This is a genomic window from Nostoc sp., assembly GCF_036917975.1.
GTDB lineage: Bacteria > Cyanobacteriota > Cyanobacteriia > Cyanobacteriales > Nostocaceae > Nostoc.
The window spans coordinates 1-24,471 of record NZ_JBALEJ010000097.1 but is presented as its reverse complement, the minus strand read 5'-3'; the positions used below and the strand labels follow the sequence as shown (position 1 = coordinate 24,471).

Here is a 24,471-nt window from a genome sequence, read left to right as displayed (position 1 = left end):
TACGGCAAAGACTTAAGGAAAGTAACAAACCAGACAATAACAAAAACGAGAGAGCAGGGGGAGATAAGTTTATCTTCCCCTTGTTTTTTGGGCTTTTATTTAGGAAAAAAATAAAATTTAGGCAAGGTATTTTTTAACATAGAGAATAAATTCAATCTGTAATAGATTTGGAAATCTATAAGAAAAAATTATTTTACATTGCTTAAAATATACTAAATTTCAATTAAACCTCTTAAGCGCATACTTACGTATCAAAATCGGTAGATTTGTCTGGCATTTTGCTTGGCGACGCAAGCATTGTATGTAGTAAATATTACTAAATAAAATACATATCTATAGAAATTTATCGCAATTATAATGTTTGTATGAACTAATCAAAAATTAATTATGAAGGAAGTATGAATTTGTCACACTGCGTCTAAAATCCCTAACTTAAAACAGTAAGCTAGGACACAGCAGGAAATAATTACAATATTACTGATTGAGTCAAAAGTATACTAAGAAGGCAATTGCATCTCCATGTGTTAATTTCCAACGATGACACAAGCCTACAAAAAGTCAGGAGTGATCCGATGCGAATTATTCAATATTCGGAATGGTCTATGTAATCTATGGATTTTTTTCTTGGACACAGGAGTTATTGATTGTGGCGAGAGTGCTTCTACCTACTAAAAAAGTGCTTGATTTTTCTATTACTGCTTTACGCTTTGACGACCAGATAGAAACAATACTGAAGTGGGCGAGTAGGCGTGAGAGTAAAAGTGTATATGTAGCAAATGTACACATGCTCATTGAAGCTCATTGGAATCCAGAGTTTGCTACCATATTGCGAAATGCAGATATAGTTACTCCTGATGGTATGCCTCTGGTATGGATGATGCGGAAAATGGGAGCTATTTACCAAGACCGAGTAGCAGGGATGGATATTTTCTTAGCATTGTGTCAGCTAACTCAAACACAAAATATTAGTATTTTCTTTTTAGGTTCCCAAACAGAAATTCTTTCTAAGATGCGAAAAAGGTTAGAGGAGGAATTTCCGCAGGTGAAGATTGCGGCGATGGAACCCCTACCTTTTCGTCCCTTGACTGAAACTGAAGACGAAGCTTTGGTGAAAAAGATTAATTCTAGTGGTGCTAGTGCCGTCTTAGTGTCTCTGGGATGTCCTAAACAAGAAAATTGGATAGCTCAACATAAGGGCAAGATACAAGCTGTAATGATTGGACTGGGTGGAGTTTTCCCTGTTTATGCAGGAATTTACAAGCGGGCACCCCGCATAGTTAGAGACTTAGGGCTTGAATGGCTGTATCGATGTATTCAAGAACCACGCCGCCTTTTCAGTCGTTATGCTAAGACTATTCCACTCTTTATATGGCTGGCTACTAAGCAACTACTATCATCAAGTCGGATTGCAGCAGTCTTCCTTCACGAAACTGGGGAGTGAAGAAAAATAAATGGTGTGTCCCTGGTCAGGAGGAATAGACCTTAAGCCATTATCAAGTGAAGCATATTTTAGATGCAGAGGAAATTGCGATCGCAGAATTTGTGCTTTAACCGAGTACCGTGGGTTTAAATCCCCCGGTTCAATAACCATGATACTTTAGAGCAGAACACCAAAAAGCTCAAATACCCGACTTCTTCAGGAAGTCGGGTATCTTGTATCTTGTCAAGCATAACTAAATTTTAAAATTTTTGGAAAGTGTAGAGACGTGATAAATTACGCCTCTACAAAAATTCTGCTAATCAAGCTACTACTTTATTCTCTACTCCTTGCTCAGGGAATATCAAAAAAGTTTTGCTTGGTTCTCAAACAACTCATATTTTTCTGCAAAAATGGAATCCACCCCATTTATATTCCTAGAGTTTCTGCAAAAAAATTATGAATTCTTAGTCAATATTTTTCTTCACATTATCTTTTACGTCTTCAATCCCATTACGTACTTCGCTTTCAGCTTGTTTTGCTTTACCCTTTGCTTTATCTTCTGGATCTCCAGTGATATTTCCTAATGCTTCTTGGGCTTTACCTTCAACATTTTTAGCGGCAGCTTTTGCGCGATCTTCAAGGCTCATTTTGTACTCCTGATTTAATGGAAAGTTCATTTCAAAGCTGTATAAATTACTTTGAAACAAATCCTTTATGATTACTTTTACACAGTAGCTTAAAGTTTTTGCTAAAGCCTTCCACCACAAGGCATATTAAATAATTCAAAATTCAAAATTCAAAATTCAAAATTTAAAATGAGGAAAAGTAATGCTAGTAAGCATCCTAGCTGTTAGTTGAATGTAAATTAAAGCTAGAAAAGTTTAGTTATCTATGCTCAAAGACATAGAACAAGCAAATATAGAAATTGCGGCTACACAAACCTACTCCTTTGGAGAACCCGGAGGTTAGTCCGCCTACGCGGACTCAAAGAATTTGAAACCCATGCAGGTGGATGAAGAGTGCTGAGTTCCGTTAGCGGTAGCGGGGCGTTTAGCCCGTGCCTCGGCTTAGAGTTAAAAGACCGCTCACAAGGGGCGAGGCTTTAAACCTAAATCGAGGGCTAATTTCTTCCCCTACTCCCTACTCCCGCCCCGAAGGGGTAGTAAAAAGTAAAAAGGCAAAAGAAATGATGAACCACTTTGGACGCATTGTTAATGTGTTCTCCTGCATTAAAAATGCTACGCTTTTACGCAAAACTATACTAAGCATAAAGCTAGAATTAGTGACACGATTAAAGGAGATCGTCTTTTTTTGTTGTCACTATGAAGATATTGGTACTGAATGCCGGATCGAGTAGCCAAAAGAGTTGCCTGTATGAAATTGCAGATGAAGCTCTCCCCAGCCAAGCACCCCAACCCCTTTGGGAAGGGAAAATCACCTGGACTCAAGATCGGGCTGTGGCAGAAATTGAGGTGAAAACTGCTACCGGTGGAACGCTGCAAAAATCAATCTCTGGTGATTCTCCTCAAGCGCATCTCACCTATATGCTCAATACACTTGATCGTGATGCTACCAAGGTAATCGATCGCTTGTCAGAAATCGATGTGGTGGGGCATCGGATCGTACATGGTGGAGAAGATTATCGAGATAGTGTAGTAATTACGGAGGATGTCAAAAAGGCGATCGCAAATTTATCTAAGCTTGCTCCAGCACATAATCCAGTGAGTTTGGAAGGCATCGAAGTAATTGAAAAAATCTTAGGAGATGTCACCCAAGTAGCAGCATTTGATACCGGATTTCATGGCACTTTACCCGATGCAGCAGTAATCTATCCTGGCCCATATCAGTGGGTAGAGCAAGGTATCCGTCGCTATGGGTTTCATGGTATTAGTCACCAATACTGTTCTCAACGTGCTGTCCAAATTCTCGGTCGAGATGTTGCATCTGAGCGGTTAATTACCTGCCATCTGGGTAATGGTTGCTCTTTAGCGGCGATTAAAAACGGTCGCAGTATTGATACTACGATGGGATTCACGCCCCTAGAAGGATTAATGATGGGTAGTCGTTCTGGTTCAATTGATCCGGGGATTCTGATTTACTTGTTGCAGTACTGTAATTACACTGTAGAAGGGTTGAATGATGTATTAAATAAAGATTCTGGGTTAAAGGGAATTTCGGGTGTATCTAGTGATATGCGCGAGGTGAGAGAAGCGATTGCTCAAGGTAATTCCCGCGCTCAACTGGCCTGGGATATCTACGTGCATCGCTTGCGTTCTAGCATGGGCGCAATGCTTACTAGTTTAGGTGGATTAGATGCTTTAGTGTTTACAGCAGGTGTGGGTGAACACTCTCCAGAAATTCGCCAAGCCGCCTGTGAAGCCTTTGGATTTATTGGACTAAAAATAGACCTTGAAAAAAATCAACAGCAGCCTGTGGATGAGGATATCGCTACACCTGATTCAGCAGTGCGGGTGTTGGTTATTCATACTCAAGAAGATTGGGCGATCGCTCAACAATGTTGGCAAATTTTGAAACAGTAAAAAAAGAATTATTAAATTTATTATTTATATAGGACTCATATTTGATTTTTGAACAAAACTCAGTACACCTTTATTCCTTCTTCCCAGTCCCCAGTCCCTTACCTCTACGAGTGATTCAGAAATCAAATCGGATTGCTATATACTCAAAATGATAGGAACCGACGGATGAGTAGTTTCCCAACTCGTGGCCCGGTAAAATTTAAAATATACTCCGCAAGTTTTGGAGCGATAAGTGACAAAAGGGGTAATAATAATGCATTAACATTTTTAAAGCCGCTAGCAGCACCAATAAAAATACTAGGGATAAGACAAATTAGCGACCATGCCCACCAAGTTATAAATTTAGAGTGGATAGAAGTATGTCTTTGCAATTGACTGACAAGTACATAGCGGGTAGTTGCAAATAATATAGTGAAGCCTATCCAAGCAAATATTGATATCATCAAATTTGCTGGATACAGATTGTAGACTACTAACGCAGCAGGAAACAGCGAAGCTACCTCCCAAACTAGCAGATTTAATTTAGTCCGAAAGGAACTTAATACTTGTTCAGTCAGCCAATAATGAGCCGAGATAATTATTGAGCAGTTGGAATTTTGCATAAAATTCCACTTAATTTTGTTAAATATATCACCATGAAGAAGAATGGTGCTTTGTAAAATGATGTCTTCTTCTTTATAAGTATCTGAATTTGATTGAGGCTGCTGATAGTAAGAATTAAAGGTGACTCCAGGCTGTAACGCTATTTTGTCCCGTGCCGTTTTACTCAAAAATAGTTTCAAAAGATTAACTATCACAATAAAGTAAAAAACTTTATTAAACTGTTTTTCAGTAATTTGTTTTTTGTTTTCAATTACAATATTTTTACTGAAGCAGGCGTAATACCAGAGAGAAATTATCAGCTTTGGTGGAATATATAGAGAAATACCAATTTTTTGCGCTTGCTGAATCTGTTCTACAACTCTCTCATTTAGGTAAAAACTACACTGTCCTCGATCGACTTTAACTTCAAAGCGATCGCCTTGAGGAACTTGTAGAGAAAGAGAGAGTGCAACATCAGTTTGGCGATCTATTTTTGCTATATCAGCGTTCATTATCGAGAGAAATTTGCGATACTTTGTACCAAATTAATCAAAAAACTAAATGTTCCACGCCACTGCTTCTCACCAGAAACTACTCCTTGATTATGTGTATTAATGATTAAGTTTTTAGCGTCTTCAGATAAACTAAACAGTTCTTTATGATAACGAGTGATAATATCTCCATCTATCTGCATGACAGTTTGAGCATAAATAATATCAATTTTGGTACTTGTAACATTACTACTATCAAGTGCAGCTTTTAGTTCAGTCATTTTACGTAGAGTCCGAACAAATCTAGCATTATTTAAAAGTCTTTGAATTTCTTTAAAATTTTCAATCCAATCTTCTTGGTTGTTTCCATCTTTATCATCAAGAACGGGAGTTGGAGCAGGTAGTATTGGTTCAGCTAGCTTCACATTCTTTTCATCGGCTTCAACAAAGTTTTGTTGATATTTTTTCGCGTATTCAAGCCTCTGACGATATCGTTTTACTCTATCATCCTGCGGATTATAAAAACCAGAATTCTCCTCAAGCAGAAGGTAAAAATATTCTCTTTCAAGTTGGTCAAATAGACTTTTATAGCGCTTACGCAGTTCTTGAGCTTGAGAACCTTCTTTTGGAACCCCTTTGGCATCAAAATAATCTGGGTCATGTATAGAATAAATCTCTTGATATGCCTCCCAAGCATTAAACTTTGAGGCATTAATCTTATCCACAATCATCGTATTCACTTCTAAAGCTGTAATGTCAGAAACTAATGTCTGTACAGACGATACTAAATTGTTTAACAAGCCTCTAGCTTTGTTTTGAATATCTTCAGATCGAGTACCATTTCGGTTGTCAGCCTGAATAACATTTCGGTCTTTAATTTTAATCTCATTAGACATAATGTCTCATCCTCTTATAGTTATGACTAATCTGGCTGTAGCTTTGTGTTGATAGCTAGATATACGCAAATGAACCTAAAGATGTTGCTAGTACAGCACGGCGTAAATAAACCACCCATTTAAAATAGCCAGAAAGCTTACAAAATAAGCATTCTTTCTTTTTACTTTTGCCTTTTTACTTTTGCCTTCTTGCACTAGGTTGCTGTCGATGCTTTAGTTTGAATGAGTAGTTAACAAATAATGCTTACAGTTGTGGTTTTTTGTGAGATTTAACTATTTCCATCAAAAATCCATACAATTTTTCCACGCTTTCTATATTCTTGTGAATAATCTCCCGACTGTCTTTAACTTGAGTTAAATGAAATTCGCGAATTTCTTTATAGGGGCCGCTATCAGTAAATTGACTCCCAATTTCATTTTCGATATCCCCATTAACAAGATTAATTCGAGTATATATTCGATTTCCTGGTTTAGCCGATGCCGATGTTATCTCATTTTGTGACTGTTCTGATGACTCTGCAACCCAAGTAGTTATTTTTAAATCAATAACTTCAACGATTACTGTTTTGATAGCATTAATAATTTCGTCAACATCCAGTCCCTTTTTATCAGCATTAAGATTAGTAACTATTGTTTTAAAATCACTATTTTTTACACTAACAGCTAGTCCGTTACTTTCCAAGTTATCTGTAATTACAGTATTTACCATAATCTTCTAGAGGGAAAAGGTTTAAATTTCAACAAAACCTCATTTTATATGATGTTGAAAATTTTACCAGCTTTGCTTAATAAAACTAAGTAAAAGCAAAGAAGCTTTAAAATTTTCAGAACTTGTTGTTCCAAATACTGGCAGTTAGCAGGCAAAATTTATACTTTGAAGTATTGAGTATTAAATTTCCAGTAAACACTTAGTATTTTATACTGAGTTCGATAATATACTTATTTTATCTGTTTGATCGTAAATGTTATTCTAATTACTCTATCACTGAGTAATTTTACATAAAGCATATTATATAAAATTACAGCACTTACGGCAGCTATGAGGTACATCCCCAAATCTGAAAGCTTTGATAGGAGAGGGCAAGGAGAAAAACTGTATTGCATAATAGCCGGAAGCGCTGTAAGTTATATACAATAAGTTGTTTATGCCTGGGAAAACAAGAAAGATATGTTGTTGTTATCGCGTAAAGCTATTATTACACCTGTTGTAATTTGTGCGTGTATTTTAGGAGTTGGCTTGATTCAATTTCCCGAATTGCAAAAACTAATAAATCGCAAACAATCCGCCTCTTTAGAAACTCTAGAAAAAGAAATAAAATCTGAAAATCTCCGTCTGAAATTTCTCCAAAAAATGCCTAGTTTTAGTTATGATAACTTCATTGCAGACTTAGTATATCTCAACTTTCTACAATATTTTGGAGATGATGAAGTTCGGGATAAAACAGGTTATAGTTTAAGTCCAGAATATTTTGAAATCATTCTAAAATATGACCCGCGATTTTTAGCAGCGTATCGCAGCCTTTCTGTCAGTACTTCATTGTATGCTGCCATGCCAGAACGCGCGATCGCAATATCAGAGAAAGGCTTAAAATCACTATCTCCATCGGTTCCCGAAAAGTCTTATTACGTGTGGCGTTATAAAGGAATTGATGAGTTATTATTTTTGGGAGATGCTAAAGCTGCCCAAAAGTCTTTTGCAACGGCGGCAAAATGGGCGAGCAAATTTTCAGATGCAGAAAGTCAGATGATCGCTAATACTTCTCAAAGAACTGCTGAATTTTTGAGTCGAAATCCTAACAGTAAATATGCTCAAATTTCTACCTGGGCAATGGTTTTAAACAATCAGGCTGATGAGAGGACTCAAAAACGTGCAATTAGCGAAATTGAAGTTTTGGGAGGTAAAGTAATTACAACTCCTGAAGGTACTCATCAAATTATATTTCCCCCTAAAGATTAAATTATTAGTCATAACGCAATCTGTTGAATTTTTCTCACACATGATTTAGTAGGATAATAATGATATCAATACAATTGGCTGAATCTGACTTTCACATATTAGGGTGTTTTGCTGTGATTTCCCAGTTGCGCCCTCACCAAGAGCCGACTAAGTTTGTAGAACAAGTTAGATATCAAATGCAAGAAGGATATAAACTTGCATTTTTGGAAGTAGAAAAGCAAGCTGTAGCGATCGCTGGATTTCGGATTTATAGTTGTTTATCATCGGGAAAAATTTTATACATTGATGATTTAGTTGTTGATGAGTTGAAGCGATCGCATAGCTATGGTCAACAGTTATTTCAGTGGATAATTGAATATGCCAGAAATCATGACTGTAAACATCTGAGTCTGGATTCTGGCGTTCAGCGATTTGCAGCCCACAGATTTTATCTCATGCAGCGTATGAGCATTACAAGTCATCACTTTTCAATGGAGTTGTAGCGATAAATAATCTGGTTGTGACAAATAATATTTTTTGGTATGACGGCAAATTAGTTCACTCTCAAACCCTAGAAATAAACATTAACGATCCGGGTTTACTTTATGGGGCGACTGTTTTTACAACATTGCGAGTTTATCAGAACTCGCTAGATAGTAATTTAACCAATTGGCAAGCACACTGCGATCGCTTACTTTTCTCACTACAAACCTTTGGTTGGCAGCAACCAGATTGGAACCGTCTACGCAAAGGCGCTCAAATTCTACTCACGCACTTCCCCATTCTCAGAATTACCCTCTTTCCCGATGGACGGGAATGGATAACTGGTAGATTATTACCACAAAATTTGACAGAAAAACAAAAAACTGGAATTGTGTGTGCCGTTGCTAGTTCAGAATTTTCTCGCTCTCTCCCCTCTCATAAAACTGGCAACTATTTGAGCGCTTGGTTAGCAAAAACTAGCTCAGATGCTCAAGAAGCAATATTAATCGATACTCTAGGAAATTGGCTAGAAACCAGTACAGGCAACCTTTGGGGATGGTGCGATCGCAGTTGGTACACGCCACCAATAAAGGCCGGAATTTTACCAGGAATTGGGCGATCGCAACTTGTAAACTGGTTGCAAAACCACCAGCAGCAAGTGCGAGAAGAAACTTGGAGCGTCGAGTTAGTCCAGAGATTTGAAGCGATCGCCTACACTAATAGTGTGGTAGAAATTATTCCCATTCATACCGTTCATCAGCCTTCAGGGTCGCTACAATATAATCCCTACCATCAAAGTTTTCAGCTAATAAGGGAGCTTTTTTCAGCATGACAGTCACGCCAAATTTGTTATATCTTAAGATAAGTTAACATAATTCTTAATAATCACCTTTGTGATCAGAGACGCTAGGCGATCGCGCAAAGCGGCCACTGAGAGGTAAGGCGCGAAAAATACCGGAGGATAGACCTTAGTGAATAAAAGATGGAGAAATGCAGGGCTGTACGCGCTGCTGTTTATTGTCGTCATTGCGCTGGGAACAGCATTTTTTGACAAACAACCCCAAAGCAGAGAGACATGGCGATACAGTCGCTTTATTCAAGAAGTTCAGCAAGGCAGAGTAGAAAAAGTCAGTTTGAGTGCAGACCGCTCCACAGCACTGGTTACACCCAAATATGACCCAGCGAAACGGATTGTTACCTTAGTCAACGATCCAGACTTGATTAATACTCTGACTTCTAAAGGTGTTGATATTTCTGTTTTGCCCCAAACCGACGAAGGATTTTGGTTTAAGGCACTGAGCAGCTTATTTTTCCCTGTATTGCTTTTGGTTGGCTTATTCTTCTTGCTACGTCGCGCTCAAAGTGGCCCAGGCAGCCAAGCAATGAACTTTGGCAAATCCAAAGCCAGAGTGCAAATGGAACCCCAAACTCAGGTGACATTTGGCGATGTCGCTGGTATTGACCAAGCCAAGTTGGAATTAAACGAAGTCGTAGACTTTCTCAAAAACGCCGATCGCTTTACCGCCGTTGGTGCAAAAATTCCTAAAGGTGTGTTGTTAGTTGGCCCTCCTGGTACTGGTAAAACCCTCCTAGCTCGCGCCGTAGCTGGTGAAGCAGGTGTACCTTTCTTCTCAATCTCTGGTTCAGAATTTGTGGAAATGTTCGTCGGTGTGGGTGCATCCCGCGTCCGCGATTTATTTGAACAAGCTAAAACCAATGCTCCTTGTATCGTCTTCATCGATGAAATTGACGCCGTAGGTCGTCAACGCGGTGCAGGCTTAGGTGGTGGTAACGATGAGCGGGAACAAACCCTCAACCAGTTGCTTACAGAAATGGACGGCTTTGAAGGCAACACAGGCATTATCATTATTGCCGCTACCAACCGCCCTGATGTCCTAGATGCAGCCCTATTGCGTCCTGGTCGCTTTGACCGTCAAGTTGTGGTAGACCGTCCCGACTACGCCGGACGCAGCGAAATTCTCAAGGTACACGCCCGTGGTAAGACCTTGGCGAAAGATGTGGATTTGGATAAAATCGCCCGTCGTACCCCTGGATTTACTGGCGCAGATTTATCCAACCTGTTGAATGAAGCCGCAATTCTGGCAGCACGCCGGAATTTGACTGAGATTTCGATGGATGAAATCAACGACGCGATTGATCGCGTATTAGCTGGGCCAGAGAAGAAAGACCGAGTAATGAGCGAAAAGCGCAAAACCTTGGTGGCATATCACGAAGCTGGTCATGCTTTAGTTGGTGCTTTGATGCCAGATTATGACCCAGTGCAAAAGATTAGCATCATCCCTCGTGGTCGTGCAGGTGGTTTAACTTGGTTTACCCCCAGCGAAGACCGGATGGACACTGGTTTATACAGCCGCGCTTATCTAGAAAATCAGATGGCTGTGGCTTTGGGTGGTCGGATTGCTGAAGAATTAATCTTTGGTGAAGAAGAAGTTACCACTGGTGCTTCTAACGACTTACAACAGGTAGCCCGTGTTGCTCGTCAGATGATTACCCGATTTGGGATGAGCGATCGCTTAGGCCCTGTTGCCCTTGGTCGTCAACAAGGTAACATGTTCCTCGGACGAGATATCATGTCAGAGCGCGATTTTTCTGAAGAAACCGCCGCCGCCATTGATGAAGAAGTCCGCAAACTTGTAGATGTAGCCTATACACGCGCTAAAGAAGTGTTGGTGCGTAACCGCCACATTTTAGATCAGATAGCGGAAATGCTGGTTGATAAAGAAACCGTAGACGCTGAAGAGTTGCAAGAAATTCTGTCAAATAACGACGTGACAACCGCCGCCTTTGCCTAATTTCATGAGAAGTGATGAGTTAAAAACTGTTTTTAATTCATCACTGTTAAAATTCGGGGTAATTCTGGGATTTTCCAGAGTTACCCCAATTTTTTTAATTACTTGTCAAAAGCCCAGCCATGAAGACTGGGCTTTTAATCCGAAATGGGGTTATATTCCCCGAAAGTTCGTTATAGAGTTTCAGTATAAATCGGTAATCTGATAGAGACTACTACATGAGCGTAATCAATTCCAGAAAATTAGAAAAATTTTTCTAGATACATCAAAATCACAGGAGCTATAACTCTGACTTCGCAAAAAAAAGACGCAATCTAACTACGCTTTTCTTGGATGCAGAGGTAGGATGAAGCAAAATCGGCAACTTAGGCATCTTGATCAGACTGGCATCAAGAGTGACTGGATATTCAATCAGTTGCTTAATTTAAACTCTGGATGTCGGTTTTAAAAATAGCCACGCTACAAAAAACGTCGCAGCTGTGAATAGTTGCGTCAAATCCAAAGCAGATAGATAGCCATCTGCAAATGAAGCAATACTGCGATCGGTAATGCCAAATACCCAGGACGATAGGCCAAACAGCCAAATACCATTCTTGAGATTCCCGACGAATTGCTTAGAGTCTGATGGTTGCTGGTCGTTCATGATCTTCTGCTCCGTTGGTGAAGAATCTGGTGATTGGTGCGAAATAACGCCATGAGAAATCTTTTCGGACTCTTGTCGCCGAATTTACACTTCCTATTAATAATATTAATAAATATTTCACCCACTTGACATCATTACCCAAAGGTACATCTTCTAATCCTGACATTTCTCCTTTACTTTTGTTACCTCCAATAGACGGTAAGGCGTTGAGTTCTCAGCTTTACAGCCTTGATTTTGAACGCTGAGATTACATCATCTTTAAATAACTATGTGAATATTTATTTATTTTTTGTATAAAATACCTCATAGGATAGATGTGTTTCTATAAATTCCTCAGATTTCAATTGGGTGGATACTTTGTCGGGGGGCACATCTGTCTATTGGCGTCAACTTAACGCCAAAGCCCAATACGCTTGGGTTAAGACTAAAACTCTTTGTCAAAGTCAATTTTTTTAACGTAGACGCGGAGCAGCTTGCCGGAGGCTACCGCCAAGGACGCAAAGAGAAGAAAGAAATGCTTAACTGAACTGTATTGGGTTATAACTTAGTTGATAAGACCGGATTAGAATTACTGAGATTTTTTAAGTAACTCTAAACACAAAAATCAGGGTGCTTTTCTATAAGCCGATATGCCAGAGTCGTTAAACTTCTCATTTCTTGCAGTCCACGATCAACAACTTGTGCGCTTGGGTGCTTTAGCAGAGCGATATTTTGCCGATGACCCCAATACTTGTTTGATTAAGTTGCGGCAGTTTGGTGAATTGCTGGCGCAATTAGCAGCAGCCAATATTGGGCTTTATGAGGTAGCAGATGAACGGCAGATTGATTTACTCAATCGGTTGCGCGATCGCGGTTTAATCAAAGGTGAAGTAGATCGTCTGTTTCATGAGTTGCGAAAAATTGGTAATCAGGCGACTCATGAGCTTTCTGGCAATCACCGCACAGCATTAAGTGGGCTGAAATATGCTCGTGCGTTGGGGATTTGGTTTCATCGCGCTTTTGGTGGAGGTCGCAATTTTGATCCAGGTGGGTTTATTCCTCCACCTGACCCAAAAATAGAGACAGAGACACTCAAAGCAGAATTAGCACGCTTGCGAGAAGAAGCGCAAAGGCATTTAGTAATTGCAGAAACTGAAGCACAACGACGCACCTCTGCTGAAGATTTAGCACGGGAAGCCCAAGCCAAAGTGCAAGAGGTATTACAACATTTAGCAGAAATTCAAGCCCAAGCTCAAAACCAGTCACAGCAAACAATTCAGCAGACAATTACTCAAGCCCAAGTCGCTGAAAGTGGAGTGCTGCTGGATGAGAGGGAGACACGCCGACTGATTGATATTCAATTACGTGCGGCTGGATGGGAAGCAGATTCAGAAGAATTGACTTATCAAAATGGTGTACATCCTCACAAGGGAAGAAATTTAGCGATCGCAGAATATCCCACCGCTAATGGACGAGCCGACTATGCCTTATTCTGTGGCTTGCAAATTGTCGCAGTAGTAGAAGCCAAGCGTCAGAGTAAAGATGTCTCTGAAGGAGCATTGAACCAAGCCAAACGCTACAGTGAAGGTTTCCAAGTTTTAGGTGAGGAATTTTTGGCTAGTAGGTCTTGGCAAAACTACAAAGTGCCCTTTGTATTTGCTACCAATGGTAGACCGTATTTGCAGCAGCTTCAGACCAAGAGTGGGATTTGGTTCTGTGATTTGCGCCGTCCAACTAATCTGCGGGTATGCCTTGCCACATGGCACAGTCCTCAAGGATTATTAGATGCCTTAGCTCAAGATATTGACCAGGCAAATACTCGTTTAACCCAGGAAGGCTTTAACTATGGGCTAGAGTTGCGTGATTATCAAATTCGTGCCATTCAAGCTGTAGAGTCTGCCCTAGCCAGGGAACAACGGATATTACTGTTAGCAATGGCAACAGGTACAGGCAAAACTAAAACTTGTATTGCCTTAGTGTATCGGTTACTCAAAACCAAGCGATTTCGGCGCATTTTATTTCTGGTCGATCGCACTGCACTAGGAGAACAAACCTCCAATGCCTTTAAAGATTCCCGCATGGAGAACCTACAAAGTTTTGCTGATATCTTCGAGATTAAGGATCTCAAAGATATTGAACTCGATCGGGATACCAAAGTGCATATTGCCACGGTGCAAGGTATGGTTAAACGAGTTCTCTACCCCTCCGATAGTGCATCTGTAATTACACCAGACCAGTATGATTGCATTGTTGTGGATGAGTGTCACCGGGGCTATTTACTAGATCGAGAATTAAGCGATCGCGAACTAGAGTTTCGGGATTTTAACGATTACGTCTCAAAATACCGTCGAGTGTTGGAGCATTTCGACGCTGTAAAAATTGGTTTAACTGCAACTCCTGCACTGCATACCACCCAAATTTTTGGTGAACCTGTTTACATCTACAGCTATCGAGAAGCTGTCATAGATGGCTGGTTAATTGACCATGAAGTACCTTTCAAGATTAGGACAAAGTTATCTGACGAGGGGATGGTTTGGAATCCTGGTGAGCAAATGGAATTTTTCAATCCCCAAACTGGGCAACTTGACTTAGTTCATGCGCCTGATGAGGTAAAAATTGAGGTAGAACAGTTTAACCGCAAAGTAATTACAGAAGATTTTAACCGAGTTGTTTGTGAAGCCTTAGCCCAGCATATTGACCCATCGCTGCCAGAAAAAACGCTGATTTTCTGTGCTACCGACGCTCATGCAGATATTGTGGTTAACCAACTTAAACAAGCGTTTCAGGCTATCTATGGCAGTGTGGAAGATGATGCAATTGTCAAAATTACAGGCAATGCAGATAAGCCATTAGAGTTGATTCGCAAGTTCCGCAATGAAGTTAATCCCAAGGTAGCTGTTACCGTAGACTTACTTACCACAGGAATTGATATTCCCGCGATTTGTAATTTAGTGTTTATTCGTCGCGTCAATTCCCGCATTCTCTACGAGCAGATGTTGGGAAGGGCAACCCGTCTTTGTAATGAAATCAACAAAGAGGTCTTTCGGATTTTTGATGCAGTGCGATTATATGAAGCGATCGCTCCTGTCTCCAGTATGAAACCTGTGGTGGTTAACCCCAATATTTCCTTTACTCAATTGGTGGAGGAGTTGGAAACAGTCAAAAATCCTGATGCTTTAGAAACAGTCATTAACCAACTACTGGTGAAAATTCAGCGCAAACGCAGGCATTTGAGTCCTAACAATCAAGAACAGTTAGAAGCGATCGCCGGAATGCCATTATCAAATATGGTTTCTTATCTCAAGCAAAGTACACCACAGCAAGTAAGGGAATGGTGGGAACAAAGAAAAGCGATCACTCAAATTCTGGATCTTCGAGATGGTGGAACTGTGCCAATGCTGGTTTCTCGCCATACTGATGAGTTAGTGGCTATTGAACGGGGTTATGGCAATGCCGAACGTCCAGAAGATTATTTAGATAGCTTTAGAGCTTTCTTGTTAGAGAACATGAACAAGATTCCCGCTTTAATGATTGTTACACAGCGTCCCCGTGAGTTGACTAGAGCGCAACTCAAGGAACTACAAATAGGACTATATACGGCAGGATATACAGAAATTAACCTAAAAACTGCATGGCGAGAAATTACCAATGAAGATATTGCTGCTTCGATCATTGGCTTTATCCGTCAGGCTACCTTGGGTGATGCTTTGATTCCCTACGCAGAACGGGTAGATCGGGCTATGAAAAAAATTCTGGCCAGTCAGCCTTGGACTTCTCCTCAACGCAAGTGGTTAGAACGCATTGGCAAACAGATGAAAGCGGAAACAATCGTCGATCGGGAAGCTTTGGATAAAGGGGAATTTAAAACCCAAGGTGGCGGATTTGAAAGACTCAATAAGGTTTTTGGCGGAGATTTAGAAAATATTGTGATCCAGATTCACAAAAATATTTGGGATGTTGCTAATTAAATATCTCATACAAAGACGCAAAGGCAACTAAGATATTCAAGCGGGATGAATCTTGTGGACTATCCTACTTACCCTTGAACTCCGATGAACTTTCTCCAAAATTACGAATTACGAATTACGAATTAAATTATGGTAGCTACCTCCGATATTGTTCAAAAGCTTTGGAACCTTTGCCACGTTCTCCGAGATGATGGTGTTACATATCTACAATATGTTACAGAGTTAACCTATCTGCTATTTTTGAAGATGGCACAGGAGACGGGGACTGAAAAGCAATTATCAGAGGGATATCGTTGGGGTGATTTGGTTAATAAGGGTGAGACGGAGCAACTAATATTTTATAGATCGCTCTTACTGATGTTGGGTTCTGAAAATTCCTCTCAACGGGTACAGGCAATTTTTGTTAATGCTCAAACTTCTCTCAAAATACCGCGCATCCTTAAAAAGCTTGTTACCAGTATTGATGAATTGGACTGGTTTTCCGAGCATCGAGATGAGTTTGGCGATTTATATGAAGGGCTACTCCAGAAAAACGCGGATGAGAAGAAATCTGGTGCGGGACAATATTTCACCCCTAGACCTTTGATTGATTGCATGGTTGCCCTCATCAAGCCACAACCAGGAGAATTGATACAAGACCCTGCTGCGGGTACTGGGGGGTTTTTGATTGCAGGCGATCGCTATATTCGTCAACACCATGACCCTTTTGAATGGACAGAAGCCCAGCAATCATTCCAGCAGCATCAGGCGTTTTATGGCATGGAGTTGGTGCAGGATGCTCACCGCTTGCTGTTGATGAATATGATGTTACACGGAATCGAGGGTGCTGTAGATTTAGGTGATACCCTTTCGTCACAAGGACAGCGACTAGCGAAAGCAGATGTAATTCTCACTAATCCGCCCTTTGGCACAAAAAAGGGGGGTGGTTTACCTTCGAGAGATGATTTCACCTATCCCACTTCAAATAAGCAATTGGCGTTTTTGCAGCACATATACAGATCGCTCAAACCAGGGGGACGGGCGGCTGTGGTTTTACCCGATAACGTACTGTTTGAGGATGGACAGGGACGAGCAATTCGGGCTGACTTGATGAATAAGTGCAATTTGCATACAATCTTACGGTTGCCCACTGGGATATTTTATGCTCAGGGTGTGAAGACGAATGTTTTATTTTTCCAACGTGGCACAACCGAGAAAGACAACACCAAAGCAGTTTGGTTCTATGATATGCGAACCAATATGCCCAGTTTTGGTAAGCGTTATCCTTTAACTCGTGAGCATTTCGCTGAGTTTAAGCAATGCTATGGAGATGACCCCAATGGCAATCATCCTCGTGTAGATTTAGGAGAGAATGAACGTTTTCGGTGTTTTACACGGGATTATATTGAAAAACGTAATGAAAACCTTGATATTTCTTGGTTACGCGATGAAAGTTTGCAATCAGGGGATAATTTACCTGAGCCAGAGGTGATAGCTGCTGAGATTATGGAGAAATTGCGAATTGCAACCAAGGAGATGGAAGCTTTAATGATATTGCTGGAAGGGGAAGAAGCGGCGGAGGCTGTTAGTTCTTCTGTGGGGATGCCAACTTTAGAATAGAAACATGAGTAATCTTAGTGAGTGAATAGTAATGAGTGCAGAACAAGAATTATTAACATACTGGCGTTCTCTTCCCCAAGATAAACAAGAGGAAGTTTTAGATTTTGTGGAGTTTCTTCACTTCAGAATCAAGTCCCAAGAGAAAGACAAAATTCAACATCCTACGCCTAAAGGTAAAGGCTGGCCTCCAGGTTTTTTTGAACAGACAGCTGGTTGTTTAGCTGATGACCCTATTCAAAGATATCCCCAAGGAGAGTATGAACAAAGGGAGCAGTTAGATTGATTTATTTATTAGATACTAATGCTTGCATTGTTTATCTAAATCGTCATATCTCTGGTGTGCGGCAACGATTGACAATGCTATCTCCGCAAGATGTTGCTGTGTGTTCAGTTGTGAAAGGTGAACTATTATACGGTGCAATGCGTAGTAATAATCCTGTAAGGACTTTGGCTTTACAGGAAGCATTTCTCAATAATTTTATATCTTTACCTTTTGATGATGCAGCAGCTACGATTTTTGGAAGAATTCGGGCTGAGTTAGCAGCTAATGGGACACCCATTGGCCCTTATGATTTACAAATTGCGGCTATTGCAATGGCTAATAATTTAATTTTAGTGACGCATAATGTAAGGGAGTTTAGTCGAGTCAATGGGTTACAAATTGAAGATTGGGAGTAAGAAAGTTGAGCAAGAAAATAAACTCGCTAGATGACGAGTGGGAACATTTATATAAAGGCAGGTTTAAGGAATTACAGTAGAAAATTCAGGTGGGAATTGAGTCGGCTGAACGGGGTGAGGTGCTGCATGGAAAAGAGGTATTTGAAAGGTTGCGTGAAAAGCTGCAACAAAAACGCACTCAAGCTGGTGAATGATTAAGATTTGTAAGCTTAAAGTCTTGTAATTGAGGAAGATGTTTAAATTTTACGTGTTGTTAGTGGGTATCAGGATTTAGAAGGTTTGTTTTTAGGACAGGATGAGGATTAATGGAATTGATTGGAATGAGTGAAGAATTAACTGAATTGCCTGAAGGTTGGGAGTGGGTACAGGCAGACAATTTATGTCAAATTATTTCAGGATATGCTTTCAAGAGTACTGATTTTTGTGATGAAGGTGTTCCTGCTATTAAAATTGCCAACATCAGTTATGGTACATTTTTATATAAACAACAAGAGTACTTGCCGAAAGACTTTTTGGACAAATATTCGGAATTTCAAGTAATACCTAAAACTCTTCTTATTGCTCTTACCCGTCCAATAACTAATAACACTGTTAAAGCCTGTCTTTATCCAGAGTATGCACCAATAGGTTTATTAAATCAGCGAGTAGCTTTAATAAAGCCATATAAGATATATTCCCAAAAACTTTTATTATTTTTTAGCAAATCAGACTTTTTTAGAAATCAGGTTAATACAAATTTATCTGAAACACTACAGCCTAACTTGTCTCCTCAAAGTCTAAAGCAATTTTTAATTCCACTTCCACCCCTTAACGAACAAAAGCGGATTGTTACCAAAATTGAGGAGTTGAACGATCGCACCCAAAAAGCCAAGAAAGCACTAGACAGTATACCTCAGTTGTGCGATCGCTTCCGCCAATCCGTCCTCGCCGCAGCCTTCCGAGGCGATTTAACAGCTGACTGGCGCGAACAAAACCCAGACGTTGAACCTGCTTCGATGTTATTGCAGAGGATAAGGGCAAAAAATAAACAAACACATAAACGTAAATCAAATGCAACACCTAGTTCTATTGTTTTGGAAATGGATAAAATTACACCAATTCCAAATACATGGCAATGGGTAAGCTTTGGGGAATTAATAACTTCAATTCGTAGTGGTTCTACAGCAGTTCCTCAAGATGAAGTTTCAAGTTATCCCATTTTGCGTTCAAGTAGTGTAAGGTCTTGTTCCGTTGACCTTACAGATATTCGATATCTCACTAAAAGTGAAAATGAAAATGAGGATAACTTTCTAAATGATGGAGATTTATTATTTACTAGGTTGAGTGGAAGTATTGAATATGTGGCAAATTGTGCGCTTGTTAGAGACTTAGCGAATCGTCGTATTCAATATCCTGACCGTCTTTTTAGAGCAAAACTTATAGATAGAGAGTTTTCAACTTATAGCGAGTTATGGTTTGCAACTCCATTATTACGTAGCTTAATAACAGACCATGCTAAATCAACAGCAGGACATCAACGAATATCAATGACAGCTATCACTGAAGCTCCTATTCCTTTACCACCCTTAGTTGAACAGCAAAAAATAGTAGAAATTGTGCGGTCTTTCTTAGAGCTTATTACTAATGTTGAACAACAATACCAACAAGCAAAAGGAAAACTAAATCAACTCAATCAATCTATTCTCGCCAAAGCCTTCATGGGTGAACTCGTCCCCCAAGACCCTGATGATGAACCTGCATCAGTCTTACTAGAACGAATCCGAGCCGAACGAGAAAAATTAAACAACGGCAAACCAAAAAGCGATCGCACAAGCAAGCGCAAGAGCAAGACAGTAGAAGGGCAAGGATTTATATCAGGACTAGAGTAGTTCAAGGATAATGCGCTCATTCCTCAACGCAAGAGTTTACAGAGCAAATCCTTGAAACGCTTGTTAAATAAGGCTTTTTTCTAAAGCGGGCGATGGGACTCGAACCCACGACGTTCACCATGGGAAGATGACATTCTACCACTGAATTACACCCGCGAATTGCTCCTACAAATTTAGAGCTAAACTTAAGCATACCACTATTTACAGCTGTTTTCAATTAGCTAGAACATACACTGTTTTAGTAGATGCTGATGTATAATTCCTGTGGCTGTTCAGATTGAAAAATCTTTTTAATTAGCTAACGACGGTACTTGCTACCATATTGAACTAAAGAACAATATCCTCACCTCGCTCAGTGAAACGAACCTCTTTAATATTCCATTGGGCATTACTCGTTAAGGTTTTGCGGAGACTACCAAACAGAGCAAACTGTTCACAACTAGAAAGAGAAGCTATTTGCCGCTTTGACTCAGGGGATATTCGCAAATCAACTGTAGCAATGCCATTTTTGAGGTTGACACGATACCCAGACAAGCTAAAGTCGCTTGTATCTCGTTTTTCTAAGATTTTATTTACGACATTTTTCACTGGTTCCTCGGCTGGCACTGAAACCTTTTCTGGAACTAGCTTTTGACATTGAGCATCACTTGTGTATAGTGTGACGTTGGTAGTTTTAATGGCAGTTTTAGAAGTTGATGAGGGAGGTGTATTTTTTTTAGGAGGTTCTTGATTAGGAGATTTTTCTCTCAACTGAGTTACGCTAGGAATTTGACTGGGAGTCTTAGACGGCAGGCTATTGGTTGCCGCTACGCTAGGGGATGGCTTCACACTGTCAATATTCTGAGCAGTGGGGTTAGAACTACAACTGCTGAGGCTGATGACCATCGCCACAAAAATAAAGGGTAAAAAATATCTCTGGCTTGTGTTCATAATCTTTGCTTATAAATAATGTTGCTGCTACCCATTTCAGTGTCGCTGGTATCAATTCCGTATAAATTTCTGAATATTGAGCCAGTCTACAAAGTGTCAACTCAAAATCTGTTAAAGTCAAGAATCGCACTACATACAGAGACTCACCAAGTATAACGATATCTCTACTAGCTGTAACTAAAAGGTATAAATAATCCAGGCTACTGATGAGGATAATGCCCAAGCTTTGCAGTTGCGATCGCCTAAGGGACTTCCAAATAAAAAATATCCAATTTACTCTTGTGGGGTGGGCGTCTCGCCCGCCCCACAATATTGGATAATTTAATTTCTTGGAGTTCCCTAGCCGCTAGTGGTTTGCTAGTTGCGCCTTGAGGTTACTTACTCTAAAGCAAATTACTAGTTTTCACTACTTTTTTGCTTAGTCAATTGCTGCACTAATAATTGCACTCCCAAAGCCAACAAACCAATTGCCACTAGACTAAATATCCCACTTCCTAGAGCAACTACACCAACAACCAGAGTACGAACAGCAGAAGAAATCTTCACCACCAAGGGATTAATTGAATGGACAGGTTTAGCTGCAAAATTTGTAGCGATCGCAATCATCAGCGAATATGCTGCAAATCCCATTCCTCCAGAAATCACCGCCCCCGTAAAACAGCGTAACGGACTCGCTGTAACTTGTTCTTTAGCATCTGTTTGTGGCGTGAGGTTTTGGTCATTCATAATCTTTGGGATTTTAGGTTTGAGATTTTCGATTGGAGGATTAGGAAATAATTATTATCCTTAGCTAATCGTCCTTAAAATTGCATCTCTGCGTCTTTACTAGCCATTTGAATTAAGCATATAGCATTTCCCTACCTAGTAAGGTACACCCGTAGGGGCACGGCAGTGCCGTGCCCCTACACCTTGCGGTATAATGTTGTACCTCATCTGAATGGGAACCGCTATAAAAATTTATTTAAACTGAAGATGCCACCTGAATACCATGTGTAATTGTCCGAGTCACAAACAATTCTAAGTCTTCATCAACAATTGCTTCCCGAACTTGCAGCTTAATTTTTTCTGCCTGCTGTTGAGACTCAAAAAGAGCAAATACTGTTGGCCCAGAACCAGACATCATTGTTCCTAAAACGCCTTCCTGATTTGCAAAAATTTCCCGCAGTTGCAAGACTTGGGGATAGGCTGGCAATACTACGCGTTCTAAATCATTGTGCAGTTTTTGGGCAATTTCTCCCGCATCTTTATTCAAAATAGCTTTTACTATTGCTCCTGAGTGAACTGCATTAGCACGTGCTGCTAAGTTGTCACTATCTCTAATATAAGAATGACCAAACTGCTGTCGATAGGTTTTGTATGCCCAAGCGGTAGAAACTTCCAGACTGCGGTATTTTGCCAACACTATGTATATACTATCCAAACTTGGCAGTGGAGAAAGTTGCTCACCTCTACCTGTAGCGATCGCAGTTCCACCCGCCACACAAAATGGTACATCTGAACCCAGTGTACCTCCTAACTCCTCTAATTCTGACTGAGTTAATCCCAACTTCCACAGTAAATCTATCCCTACCAACACCGCTGCTGCATTTGTCGAACCCCCAGCCAACCCAGCAGCAACAGGAATTTGTTTGTTGATACTAATCTCCACGCCTCCATTTTTAGCAAAGGCTTCGGGAAATTGCCTCACCATTAATTCTGCCGCGCGGTATGCCAGATTACTTTTATCTGTCGGTACTTGTGGGTGATTGCAGTGAACACGGATATTTTCAGTGCTAATAGAACGCACATCAATTTCGTCTGCAAGTCCAATACTTTGAAGTATCATGGCTAACTCGTGATAGCCATCGGAGCGGTCGCCAATGATTTCCAGATACAAGTTGATTTTAGCAGGAGCAATTAGGCTGTAAGAACGCATTTTCTGAGAGTGGGGAATTGGATATTGGGCATTGGGCATTGGGCATTGGGCATTGGGAATTCTCCTAACTCCCCACTCCCCACTCCCCACTCCCCACTCCCAACTCATTTGCTAAAATTACCCATTGCTGAACGCTGAGGTCTTCGGCTCTAGCTTGGGGATTTATTTTTAATTGTTCCAGTAATTGGCTCAAGCGATCGCGTTCTATAACTGATTGCAAATTATTTCGTAACATTTTTCGCTTGGCACCAAATCCCAACTTTAAGAAATTCTCCAACTGTCGGGGATTAAGCGCTGGTATTTCGATTTTTCGGGGACGCAATCGCACCACTGCTGAATCCACTTTTGGCGGTGGCTGGAATGCGGCTGCTGGGACTGTGCAGATTAACTCACACTCAGCCAAATACTGTACCCGCACACTCAACGCTCCAAATGCTTTTGAGCCTGATTTAGCATATAACCTTTCTGCTACTTCTTTTTGTACCAGCAACACTATAGAGTCAAATGGTTCGGGATTGGGGTTAGCGATCGTACCCAGTAGTTTCTCAATGATTGGCCCTGTAATGTTGTAGGGAATATTGGCTACTACCTTATTTGGCTTGTGGAAATTGGGAAAGGCTGCCAGATAAGATGGTAAATCTAGAGTGAGAAAATCGCCTTGCAGCAGTAAAAAATTTTCAGTCTTACCAAGCTGCTTTGATAGCAGTTGGCATAAGTCGCGGTCTATTTCAACTGCAATCAGAGATTGCACCAAAGGTAATAAACGACGAGTCAGAATCCCGGTTCCAGGGCCAATTTCCAGGATGCGATCGCCTTCGGCGTTGGCCGAGCGATCGCTTTCCGTACACTCTGCTGCTTTTATAATTGCGTTGAGCGCCTTTTCACTTTTGAGCCAATGTTGAGCAAAGACCTTGCGCGGTCGGATCATCTGTATTTATTGCCTAGTCTAGTTTTTAGCTTTTTCTCAAAAAATCATTATAAATTTTGAAGCCCCTCTACAGCGCTAGACTCACTGTAACGCCTATCTTCCATTCCCAACGCTCCAGAAATGCAGGGGTGGCGGGCGATCGCGTAAATGCGTTACTTATAGAATAGGAGTCTTAAACCACAAGCTCCACAACAATTCTGCTCTTACTTATATATAGCTAGTTCAGGCATGAGAATTCAGGATAAATCCTCTAGCAATACTATCTCCTGCCTTTTTCGATAATCACTCAACTCGCATTATTCACACAGCCAAGTTTAGCCACTTTGTTTTCGCCTCCCTCTCGTTGCTGAAGCAATTCATCTGAAAGTACTGCCAGTCAAGCGATTTGCCCTTTTAGAAAAAAAATAAATTTACCCCTTGACAAACTAGGGGATGACTAGTTACTCTAGTTAAGTCGGGAAGCGAAAGACGCAAACGACCGCTGAACCTAAAAAACATAATACTTTGAAAGCTTAAGAAAAAAACCAATCCTCGTCAAAAGATTTTAGTTTTGGGATTTCCCAAAAAGATAATCGAAATTGTAACTAGGATTCTGGAAAATATTTTTTTCAGAGCCACAAACTCGAAACACAACAAAACGGAGAGTTTGATCCTGGCTCAGGATGAACGCTGGCGGTATGCTTAACACATGCAAGTCGAACGGAATCTTCGGATTTAGTGGCGGACGGGTGAGTAACGCGTGAGAATCTACCATCAGGTCTGGGACAACCACTGGAAACGGTGGCTAATACCGGATGTGCCCTTA

21 protein-coding genes, 1 tRNA gene and 1 rRNA gene are annotated in these 24,471 nt (G+C 40.5%); 12 read left to right on the top strand and 11 right to left on the bottom strand.

From position 1 onward, the window contains the following. Positions 1 to 643: 643 nt before the first annotated feature. Positions 644 to 1,441 carry a WecB/TagA/CpsF family glycosyltransferase gene (locus tag V7K76_RS29645; RefSeq protein WP_334775465.1) on the top strand — a complete coding sequence of 266 codons (798 nt, stop codon included), beginning with the start codon at positions 644 to 646 and terminating at the stop codon, positions 1,439 to 1,441. A 443-nt stretch (positions 1,442 to 1,884) separates the two neighbouring features. Here the strand turns inward: V7K76_RS29645 and V7K76_RS29640 are convergent, their stop codons facing one another. After that, positions 1,885 to 2,067, bottom strand: a complete 183-nt coding sequence (locus V7K76_RS29640) for a CsbD family protein (protein WP_334775443.1) — start codon at positions 2,065 to 2,067, stop codon at positions 1,885 to 1,887. A gap of 675 nt (positions 2,068 to 2,742) precedes the next feature. Between V7K76_RS29640 and V7K76_RS29635 the strand changes: the two genes are divergently transcribed. Then, positions 2,743 to 3,960: an acetate kinase gene (locus tag V7K76_RS29635; protein WP_334775444.1), complete on the top strand. Its 1,218-nt coding sequence runs from the start codon at positions 2,743 to 2,745 to the stop codon at positions 3,958 to 3,960. A 143-nt stretch (positions 3,961 to 4,103) separates the two neighbouring features. Here the strand turns inward: V7K76_RS29635 and V7K76_RS29630 are convergent, their stop codons facing one another. From V7K76_RS29630 to V7K76_RS29620, 3 genes are all read right to left on the bottom strand, one after another. Then, a complete protein-coding gene (locus V7K76_RS29630) occupies positions 4,104 to 5,054 on the bottom strand; it encodes a hypothetical protein (RefSeq protein ID WP_334775445.1) in 951 nt (316 codons plus the stop codon). Further along, positions 5,054 to 5,929: a hypothetical protein gene (locus tag V7K76_RS29625; protein ID WP_334775446.1), complete on the bottom strand. Its 876-nt coding sequence runs from the start codon at positions 5,927 to 5,929 to the stop codon at positions 5,054 to 5,056. The genes V7K76_RS29630 and V7K76_RS29625 overlap by 1 nt, the downstream gene beginning before the upstream one ends. Before the next feature lie 244 nt (positions 5,930 to 6,173). Further along, positions 6,174 to 6,638, bottom strand: coding sequence for a hypothetical protein (locus V7K76_RS29620; RefSeq protein WP_334775447.1), 465 nt, complete (start codon positions 6,636 to 6,638; stop codon positions 6,174 to 6,176). Between the two features lie 459 nt (positions 6,639 to 7,097). Between V7K76_RS29620 and V7K76_RS29615 the strand changes: the two genes are divergently transcribed. The 4 genes from V7K76_RS29615 to ftsH3 all read left to right on the top strand — a co-directional run bounded on the left by V7K76_RS29615 (position 7,098) and on the right by ftsH3 (position 11,161). Then, positions 7,098 to 7,886 carry a hypothetical protein gene (locus V7K76_RS29615; protein WP_334775448.1) on the top strand — a complete coding sequence of 263 codons (789 nt, stop codon included), beginning with the start codon at positions 7,098 to 7,100 and terminating at the stop codon, positions 7,884 to 7,886. A gap of 59 nt (positions 7,887 to 7,945) precedes the next feature. Next, a complete protein-coding gene (locus V7K76_RS29610; protein ID WP_334775449.1) occupies positions 7,946 to 8,368 on the top strand; it encodes a GNAT family N-acetyltransferase in 423 nt (140 codons plus the stop codon). Between the two features lie 17 nt (positions 8,369 to 8,385). Next, positions 8,386 to 9,180, top strand: a complete 795-nt coding sequence (locus V7K76_RS29605) for an aminotransferase class IV (RefSeq protein ID WP_334775450.1) — start codon at positions 8,386 to 8,388, stop codon at positions 9,178 to 9,180. Positions 9,181 to 9,319: 139 nt separating this feature from the next. Beyond that, on the top strand, positions 9,320 to 11,161 hold the full coding sequence (gene ftsH3, locus V7K76_RS29600) for an ATP-dependent zinc metalloprotease FtsH3 (protein ID WP_179067843.1): 1,842 nt from the start codon (positions 9,320 to 9,322) through the stop codon (positions 11,159 to 11,161). 421 nt (positions 11,162 to 11,582) lie between these two features. Here ftsH3 and V7K76_RS29595 read toward each other — a convergent pair whose 3' ends face one another. Both V7K76_RS29595 and V7K76_RS29590 read right to left on the bottom strand, forming a co-directional pair. Further along, positions 11,583 to 11,801, bottom strand: coding sequence for a hypothetical protein (locus tag V7K76_RS29595; protein ID WP_179067842.1), 219 nt, complete (start codon positions 11,799 to 11,801; stop codon positions 11,583 to 11,585). Continuing rightward, a complete protein-coding gene (locus tag V7K76_RS29590; RefSeq protein ID WP_334775451.1) occupies positions 11,773 to 11,967 on the bottom strand; it encodes a hypothetical protein in 195 nt (64 codons plus the stop codon). Before V7K76_RS29590 ends, V7K76_RS29595 begins: the two co-directional genes overlap by 29 nt. A gap of 463 nt (positions 11,968 to 12,430) precedes the next feature. On the opposite strand from V7K76_RS29590, the gene hsdR reads away from it, so the two are divergent. The 5 genes from hsdR to V7K76_RS29565 all read left to right on the top strand — a co-directional run bounded on the left by hsdR (position 12,431) and on the right by V7K76_RS29565 (position 19,893). Continuing rightward, entirely contained in the window at positions 12,431 to 15,748 is a 3,318-nt protein-coding gene (gene hsdR, locus V7K76_RS29585) for a type I restriction-modification system endonuclease (protein WP_334775452.1), read from the top strand. A 129-nt stretch (positions 15,749 to 15,877) separates the two neighbouring features. Continuing rightward, entirely contained in the window at positions 15,878 to 17,347 is a 1,470-nt protein-coding gene (locus V7K76_RS29580) for a class I SAM-dependent DNA methyltransferase (protein WP_334775453.1), read from the top strand. Between the two features lie 31 nt (positions 17,348 to 17,378). Further along, positions 17,379 to 17,630 (top strand): hypothetical protein, encoded by a 252-nt coding sequence (locus V7K76_RS29575; RefSeq protein ID WP_334775454.1) that lies wholly within the window; start codon positions 17,379 to 17,381, stop codon positions 17,628 to 17,630. After that, complete coding sequence (gene vapC, locus V7K76_RS29570; protein ID WP_334775455.1) at positions 17,627 to 18,025, top strand: type II toxin-antitoxin system tRNA(fMet)-specific endonuclease VapC; 399 nt, start codon at positions 17,627 to 17,629, stop codon at positions 18,023 to 18,025. The genes V7K76_RS29575 and vapC overlap by 4 nt, the downstream gene beginning before the upstream one ends. Before the next feature lie 320 nt (positions 18,026 to 18,345). Further along, entirely contained in the window at positions 18,346 to 19,893 is a 1,548-nt protein-coding gene (locus V7K76_RS29565) for a restriction endonuclease subunit S (RefSeq protein ID WP_334951644.1), read from the top strand. Positions 19,894 to 19,977: 84 nt separating this feature from the next. On the opposite strand, the gene V7K76_RS29560 is transcribed toward V7K76_RS29565, so the two are convergent. From V7K76_RS29560 to rsmA, 5 genes are all read right to left on the bottom strand, one after another. After that, positions 19,978 to 20,049: transfer RNA gene (locus tag V7K76_RS29560), tRNA-Gly, on the bottom strand. 171 nt (positions 20,050 to 20,220) lie between these two features. Beyond that, positions 20,221 to 20,823, bottom strand: a complete 603-nt coding sequence (locus V7K76_RS29555) for a sporulation/spore germination protein (RefSeq protein ID WP_334775457.1) — start codon at positions 20,821 to 20,823, stop codon at positions 20,221 to 20,223. 396 nt (positions 20,824 to 21,219) lie between these two features. Continuing rightward, positions 21,220 to 21,549 (bottom strand): DUF3082 domain-containing protein, encoded by a 330-nt coding sequence (locus V7K76_RS29550; RefSeq protein WP_334775458.1) that lies wholly within the window; start codon positions 21,547 to 21,549, stop codon positions 21,220 to 21,222. A gap of 235 nt (positions 21,550 to 21,784) precedes the next feature. Beyond that, a complete protein-coding gene (ispE, locus tag V7K76_RS29545; RefSeq protein ID WP_334775466.1) occupies positions 21,785 to 22,738 on the bottom strand; it encodes a 4-(cytidine 5'-diphospho)-2-C-methyl-D-erythritol kinase in 954 nt (317 codons plus the stop codon). Between the two features lie 64 nt (positions 22,739 to 22,802). Next, positions 22,803 to 23,666, bottom strand: a complete 864-nt coding sequence (rsmA, locus tag V7K76_RS29540) for a 16S rRNA (adenine(1518)-N(6)/adenine(1519)-N(6))-dimethyltransferase RsmA (RefSeq protein ID WP_334775459.1) — start codon at positions 23,664 to 23,666, stop codon at positions 22,803 to 22,805. A 634-nt stretch (positions 23,667 to 24,300) separates the two neighbouring features. Between rsmA and V7K76_RS29535 the strand changes: the two genes are divergently transcribed. Then, positions 24,301 to 24,471, top strand: a 16S ribosomal RNA gene (locus V7K76_RS29535); the annotation flags it as partial.